Origin of the sequence: Robertmurraya siralis, assembly GCF_005502275.1 — a bacterium.
In the GTDB taxonomy this organism is placed as follows: Bacteria; Bacillota; Bacilli; order Bacillales; family Cytobacillaceae; genus Robertmurraya; species Robertmurraya siralis.
In genome coordinates this window covers 51581-58468 of sequence record NZ_SWLZ01000027.1, presented here as the reverse complement: position 1 = coordinate 58468, position 6888 = coordinate 51581, and the positions used below count along the sequence as shown (strand labels likewise).

The 6888-nt window shown below is 32.2% G+C and carries 5 protein-coding genes; all 5 read left to right on the top strand.

The genetic code is table 11. From position 1 onward, the window contains the following. Positions 1-1234: 1234 nt before the first annotated feature. The 5 genes from FCJ93_RS21500 to FCJ93_RS21480 all read left to right on the top strand — a co-directional run bounded on the left by FCJ93_RS21500 (position 1235) and on the right by FCJ93_RS21480 (position 6416). Positions 1235-1654: a hypothetical protein gene (locus tag FCJ93_RS21500; protein ID WP_095314593.1), complete on the top strand. Its 420-nt coding sequence runs from the start codon at positions 1235-1237 to the stop codon at positions 1652-1654. Positions 1655-2092: 438 nt separating this feature from the next. Continuing rightward, positions 2093-3109: a LacI family DNA-binding transcriptional regulator gene (locus FCJ93_RS21495; RefSeq protein WP_137744687.1), complete on the top strand. Its 1017-nt coding sequence runs from the start codon at positions 2093-2095 to the stop codon at positions 3107-3109. Between the two features lie 215 nt (positions 3110-3324). Continuing rightward, a complete protein-coding gene (gene rpe / locus FCJ93_RS21490) occupies positions 3325-3984 on the top strand; it encodes a ribulose-phosphate 3-epimerase (protein ID WP_095314591.1) in 660 nt (219 codons plus the stop codon). A 3-nt stretch (positions 3985-3987) separates the two neighbouring features. After that, positions 3988-4437 (top strand): ribose 5-phosphate isomerase B, encoded by a 450-nt coding sequence (rpiB, locus tag FCJ93_RS21485; protein WP_095314590.1) that lies wholly within the window; start codon positions 3988-3990, stop codon positions 4435-4437. 92 nt (positions 4438-4529) lie between these two features. Continuing rightward, positions 4530-6416 carry a beta-glucoside-specific PTS transporter subunit IIABC gene (locus FCJ93_RS21480; protein ID WP_095314589.1) on the top strand — a complete coding sequence of 629 codons (1887 nt, stop codon included), beginning with the start codon at positions 4530-4532 and terminating at the stop codon, positions 6414-6416. Positions 6417-6888: the final 472 nt, after the last annotated feature.

The window sequence follows — 6888 nt, the reverse complement described above, 5'->3', positions numbered from 1 at the left end:
GCAAGTATGAACTATGATCATTTTACAGTGATAGGTTGATATTTTTTGCTGGTATATTTGGGTAAATAAGCGTTTCATCTTATCAAGCAAAAACTGTACACTTTATTCTAGCAGTCACACCCTTTTAGAATATAAAGAAAAAGTTATGAATCAAATACACGATCTTCAACGTATTGTGGAGTTTATTGATTCTAAGCTAGAAAACGATGAGACCCTTTTTCGGCCTCAAAAAAATAAAGGTAACAAAAACGGTTAGTGTATGACTGGTATTTTAACTGTAGTTAAGGTATGAAGCTACCCCTTATGGGCTATTACTTATTATTTTGTTTAAATCAATATGTTCTTATTGCACTAACGGGGGCGTTAGTTGGCTATGGAGCTAGAAATAATCAAACTTTCTTATAAAATAATCTAACATAGTTATTAAAAGGAAATACATTTTGTTCAATCTTTCTTCAAAAAATGTATTTTTTGTATCCGTTGTTAAATAAGGAGTCAATAGCATTTTTTAATCAAACTTTATTTCAAAGCTACAGTTTTTGTAGAAAGATAATAAAGTTGTTTAAAAAATAAAATCGTTGTTTAAAAATTAATAAAGTCGTTTAAGAAACACACCTTTGGGATAACATGATGACATCTCTTTGGTGTGCTTTTTTATTATTATTGAAAAATCAATTTTTAATATTGGTGCACGATTTATAATAATTACTAGAAGTGAGGACAGAAAATGTATTATTTGTTCATTTATCTCTGAAGTCAGTAAAGCTGCACATTATGAATGTAATCGATGTGGTAACACAGATGAGGATACATTGGTTATATATCCAATTAAAGCCGCCTCAAGTTTTTTAAATGCTGTATATGCCAACATACATGATTTGGATGAATTTGTATTATTAAATAGTATCTATGATTTTGAAGAATTTGAAACTACCTCTCTCTTTTTATGTGCAACATATGAGGTCTTACTTGAGACACTAATTTTCGACGCTTTGACCTTTATTAAAACCCCTAGGCATGTTTCTGATCTACTTCCAAAGATTCAAAAGATATAAATAAAGTTAGTACTGACACTGAACACCGAACAACCAGTGATAAGAAAGTAAAATTTAAAAAAGAGTTGATGAAAAGGTTTAATTTAAAGGAAGAGTGATAAGTAAAATAGAAGATGTCCTTTATTTTCTTACGGGCATCTTCTTTTAACTATAAAAAGACGTATATTGGAGGAAAAATTATGAGAAAGCTATTATGTATTGGGTTGTTATTAGTTTTATTATTAACAGCATGCCAATCTGTGAATTCGGAAGAGCTTATAACGGTGAATCAAATAAAGCAAGCTTTTGAAATTGAAAACATAGCCCTTAAAGAAACATCTGAAACCCTGACTGGAATTTTTGGTTCGAGACTAGAAAACGAAAAACCCTTAACATTTATGTTGAATGAGAAATTACTATTAATATATGAGTTTAATTCAATAGAAAAAAGAAAAAAAGCTTTGGAGGAATTTCAAAAAGAAACAGAGTCAGCAAATACAGTCTCATTTAAAGTATATAATGTAAAAAATTTGCTATTAATATATATATATGAAGATGAGTTAAGTCAAGAATTAGAACAAGAGATAGAAGGCGTAATTAAAAAAATGAATATGGATTAAATTTTGTGTTTTTTATTATCTCCCCTCCTCAAAATGATAAAAAGAAAGGAATTAATTTTAGGAATCTCCTTGATAGTTGATTTTGAAAAGTTTCATTTTTACTGTTAAAGAACTGTAAACACTTATCTTTCGCTGGTTTTACAAGCCAGCTTCTTTGTGCTCTCCTGTCAATCAAATGGCGTATTGGTCTCAAAGAAAATACTCGCCGTTTCATTGACGAAATAAATACTGGATGATTTTGGTTAATCAATACGAAATAATATATAAGAATGTCATTGTTGGTGACATTATAATTATGGCTCCTTATATAGATGATGATTTTAAACACAAAAACTAGTATACGATGAATCGAATAAATTAACGTTTGCAAAACAAAGAAGAAACTGTTAAAATAAAATCGTATTAGGGTAAACGTTTACGCAGAGGAAGAAATGAGTTATGAAATCAAATCAAATCTCAATAAAAGAAATTGCAAAGCTGTGTGATGTATCTGTTGCTACTGTCTCCAGAGTTATCAATAATAACGGACGATTTTCAGAAGAAACAAGGAAAAAGGTTCTTGATGTAATTGAAAAATACCAGTACAGCACGAATACGGTTGCAAAAACATTAAGAATGAATAAGTCTAAGACTATTGGGATTATTGTTCCTGATATTAGTAATGAATTTTTTTCTACAATTGTGCATGAAATTGAAAGTTATTTCTTTGACAGAGGATTCTCTACTTTTATTTGTAACACAGATAAAAGCAAAGAAAAAGAAATGGCTTATATCACATCTTTAGATTCTAAAATGGTAGATGGTCTTATTTGTATTTCAGGTCAAGAGGAGATAGAAGCATCACTATTAAGCAGAGATATTCCTATTGTTACTATTGATAGACGTCCTAGAATGACAAATAACTTAGCTATGATTGAATCGGATCATTTCAATGGTGGCTACTTAGCAACCAAACATTTGATTGATAGAGGATGTAAAAGTATTATTGTATTAACAAAAAAAAGTAATCTATCATCTGTTAATGATCGTGTAGAGGGATTTAAAAAGGCATTAGCAGAGCATTCGTATCCTTTTACCTCTCATTCAATTGTAGAAACTGCTGATGATCGAAAACACAATATTGAAAAGGCAAGGAACGCAATTCATGAAGAATTGAAGAATGGAAGAACGTTCGACGGTGTTTTTGCAACAAATGATTGGCTGGCACTTGGTGTTGTAAGGGAGCTATTAGATTCTAATTTGAAGGTTCCTGAAGATGTAAAAGTAGTGGGATTTGATGATGATACTATTGCCAATTATTCAGAGATTCCACTCACTACAATTAGACAAGATGTGCACAAAATAGCGGAGGTAACATCTGAGCTATTTTACAATTTACTGACAGAAGAAAACGCAGTAATTAATAAGAAACATATTAAGATTCCAGTTGAATTAATCGTACGTAAAACGACATAAAGGGAACAAAATGGTTTTCCTTTTTATAATGAGTAAACGATTACCCTAAACAACTAATAATAATCACTATTATTACTATTTTTTTGCATAATGAGTAAACGATTACCCAAAACTGACAAATAAAAATGAAAGAGTAATTTTTTTATTGATAATTATTTGATTATAATGAATAATTATCTTCTAAGGGTAAACGATTACTCTTAAGGGGTGTGAATATGAATAAGATAATATGTCCATCGATGATGTGTGCTGATTTTAGATCCTTAGAAAAAGAAGTTTTAGCTCTCGATGAAGCAAATGTTGATATATATCATATTGACATTATGGATGGCCATTTCGTTCCAAATTTTGGGATGGGATTGCAAGATTTTGAGTATATCCGAGAAAAAACGAATAAATTAGTTGATGTGCATTTAATGATTCAAAATCCTTCGGAATATATCGATTTGTTTTCAGAAAAAGGTGCTGACATTATTTATTTTCACCCAGAAACAGATATGCATCCCACTAGAACAATCGATCGAATTCGTGCCAACGGGGTAAAGCCAGGTATTGCTATTAATCCTGGTACATCTGTTGCAACTGTTGAACCTTTATTAGGTTTAGTTGATTATGTATTAATCATGACTGTAAATCCAGGATTTGCAGGACAAAAATATTTAGATTTTGTTAATGAAAAAATTGTGGAATTAGCTAAATTACGTAAGGAAAGAAATTTTACAATTATGGTTGATGGAGCAATTTCTCGTGAAAAAATTAAAGAATTAAGCATTTTAGGAGTAGAGGGATTTATTTTAGGAACCTCTGCATTGTTTGGAAAAGAACAAGATTATAAGACTATTGTCAACGAAATTAGACAATTACCGGAGGTTTAAAAAATGAAAATTGCCGTTGGAAATGATCATGTTGGAATTGAATTAAAACCAGTTATTATAGAGTTTTTGGAAAGTTTAGGTCATGAAGTAGTGGATTATGGAGCTCAAACAAATGAACGAACAGATTACCCTATTTATGGGAAAAAAGTTGGTGAGGAAGTAGCAGCGGGAAATGTAGATTGTGGGATTTTGATCTGTGGTACTGGAGTAGGTATTTCAATTGCTGCTAATAAAGTGAAAGGGGTTAGAGCAGTTGTATGCAGTGAACCATATACAGCGCAATTGTCGAAAGAACATAACAATACGAATATATTGGCTTTTGGTTCAAGAGTTATTGGTAGTGAGTTAGCGAAAATGATTGTAAAGGCTTGGTTAGATGCTGAGTTTAAAGGTGGAAGGCATGCGAATCGAGTTAAGATGATAGCTGATACTGAACGAGCATACCTATGTTAATCTCTTGTAAAAATGAATAATAGTGTTTCTATTATTCATTTTTACAAGAAAAGAAAGCGTTTAAATTTAACAAAAGATGGGGGAAAAAAGCAATGGCCTACGAAAATCTAGTTCAAATGATCGTTGAAAATGTTGGCGGTGAGAGCAATATATCCTCTGTAACTCATTGTGCGACTAGACTTCGATTCAAATTAAAAGATGATTCTAAAGTAAATAAAAGTGTAATAGAACAATCTCCAGATGTTTTATCAGTTGTGAATAAAGGCGGTCAATTCCAAATTATTATAGGTACACATGTCTCTAAAGTATACGAGCAGTTATTAAAAATGACAAATATTCAATTAAATACATCAAATCCAGAAAAGCCGGAAGAAAATGAAAAGTCCTCGGGAAATCTCATTGGTCGGTTTTTCAACGTAATATCTGGGATATTTACACCATTATTACCTGCATTAGCTGGTGCAGGGGTATTACGTGGAATATTAATGATTTGCAATCAATTAGGGTGGATAAGTGAAGATTCTGGAACGTATGGGATTTTATCTGCTGCATCACTTAGTGTATTTTACTTCTTACCAATATTATTAGCTTTTACATCGGCTAAAAGATTTGGCGTAAATCCATATATTGCGGCTGTTATTGGTGGGGCTATTATGCATCCGGATTTTACAGCGTTGATGGGTGAACAAGGTAATGGTGCAATGTCGTCTTTCTTAGGCATGCCCGTTATATTGATGAATTACTCATCAACGGTTATTCCTATTCTGTTAGCTATTTGGATTTATTCCTATTTAGAAAGATATTTAGAAAGAGTAATACCAAAAAGTATTCAAATTTTATTTGTTCCATTAATTTCTTTTGCAATCATTGTTCCGTTAACAGTTATTGTATTTGGTCCGTTCGGAGTGTATGTGGGTGAGTGGATTGCTGGTGGTATTAACTATTTTAGTGAAGCAAATGGTTGGTTAACAGGTCTCATTGTGGGTGGTATTTGGAATGTATTTGTTGTATTCGGATTACAATGGGCTGTGAATCCGATTATGATCAGTAATATCAGTACAGTTGGTTATGATCGCATTGTTCCATGGACAGCTGCAGCTAACTTCGGTACTGCAGGTGCAACATTTGGTGTTCTATTAAAAACAAAGAATAAAAAAATGAGATCATTTTCAACTTCTGCACTATTATCCATCTTCTTTGCAGGTATAACTGAGCCGGCCATTTATGGTGTTATGATTAAATTAAAACGTCCGTTTATAGCTGCTATTATTGGTGGTGCAGCAGGTGGGGCTTATATGGGAGGTAATGGAGTTATCTCAAATGCTTTTGTATTTGGTGGATTAACAACCATACCTGCATTTGCTGGCAATACTTTAATTCATTATTTAATTGGTTTATTAATTTGTTTTGTCGTGTCAGCAGTAGTTGCGTTTGTGTTAGGATTTAAAGATGACCAAGAAGTAAAAGAAGGTACAATCAAGAAAGATAAACCAAGTAATAACACAGTAGCATCAAAACCAGTCCTTTCAGAAAAAGGAATTAACAGTCCTATCAATGGAAAAGTAATCGATTTAAAAGATGTTGAAGATGGAGTATTCTCAGAAGGTCTATTAGGAAAAGGAATTGCCATTATTCCATCGGAGGGAAAAGTATATGCACCAGCAGACGGAGTGATGACTACAGTTTTCCCAACTAAACATGCCTATGGAATTACAACGACAGACGGTGCAGAAATATTGATTCATATTGGTATAAATACAGTTGAACTGAATGGTGAGTTATTTACATCACATGTACATCCAGAACAGCATGTAAAAGCAGGGGATTTAATTGCCGAATTTAATTTAGAACAAATTAAAGCAAAAGGATATCCTATTTATACACCTGTCATTATTACAAATTCAACCTCATTTGAAAACATTGAGCCGCTTAGGTTTGGTGATGTAACGCATGGAAGCAGAGTGTTACAGTTAAATTAGTTATTAGTTTAGGAGAAAGAAGAAAAAAATCTGGCAATCTGTACACAGTGCAGTTAGTTTAACCTTATCTATTCCAAAGGAAAGAGAGAGGGAAGAGCATAAGTGAGAAAAGGGTAGGCAGACAATTATTTAGTTCAAACTAAAAATCAATACAAATCCAAGCTGGATCCTATACGGGTCCAGTTTTTCTCTTTTGCTCTATCGTTTTCCCAATCCATAATTCCGAAAGTCATACTAATGTGCGTTTTAACAATTGGCGTATTCCCCAAAGCATTCCTAATCCCTAAGCTCATGTATTCCCTTTAGGGCTAATACCATAGTAAAACTCATTGCAGTATTTAATACAAACCCTGAAAGATTTTTAATAGAACAATTTAGAGAAGGTTGTAAAAAAATATTGTCAAAAAGGACAATATGCTTTATCATTCTTATTGATAATGATAATCAATTACAATTACCAAACAGGTGCGAT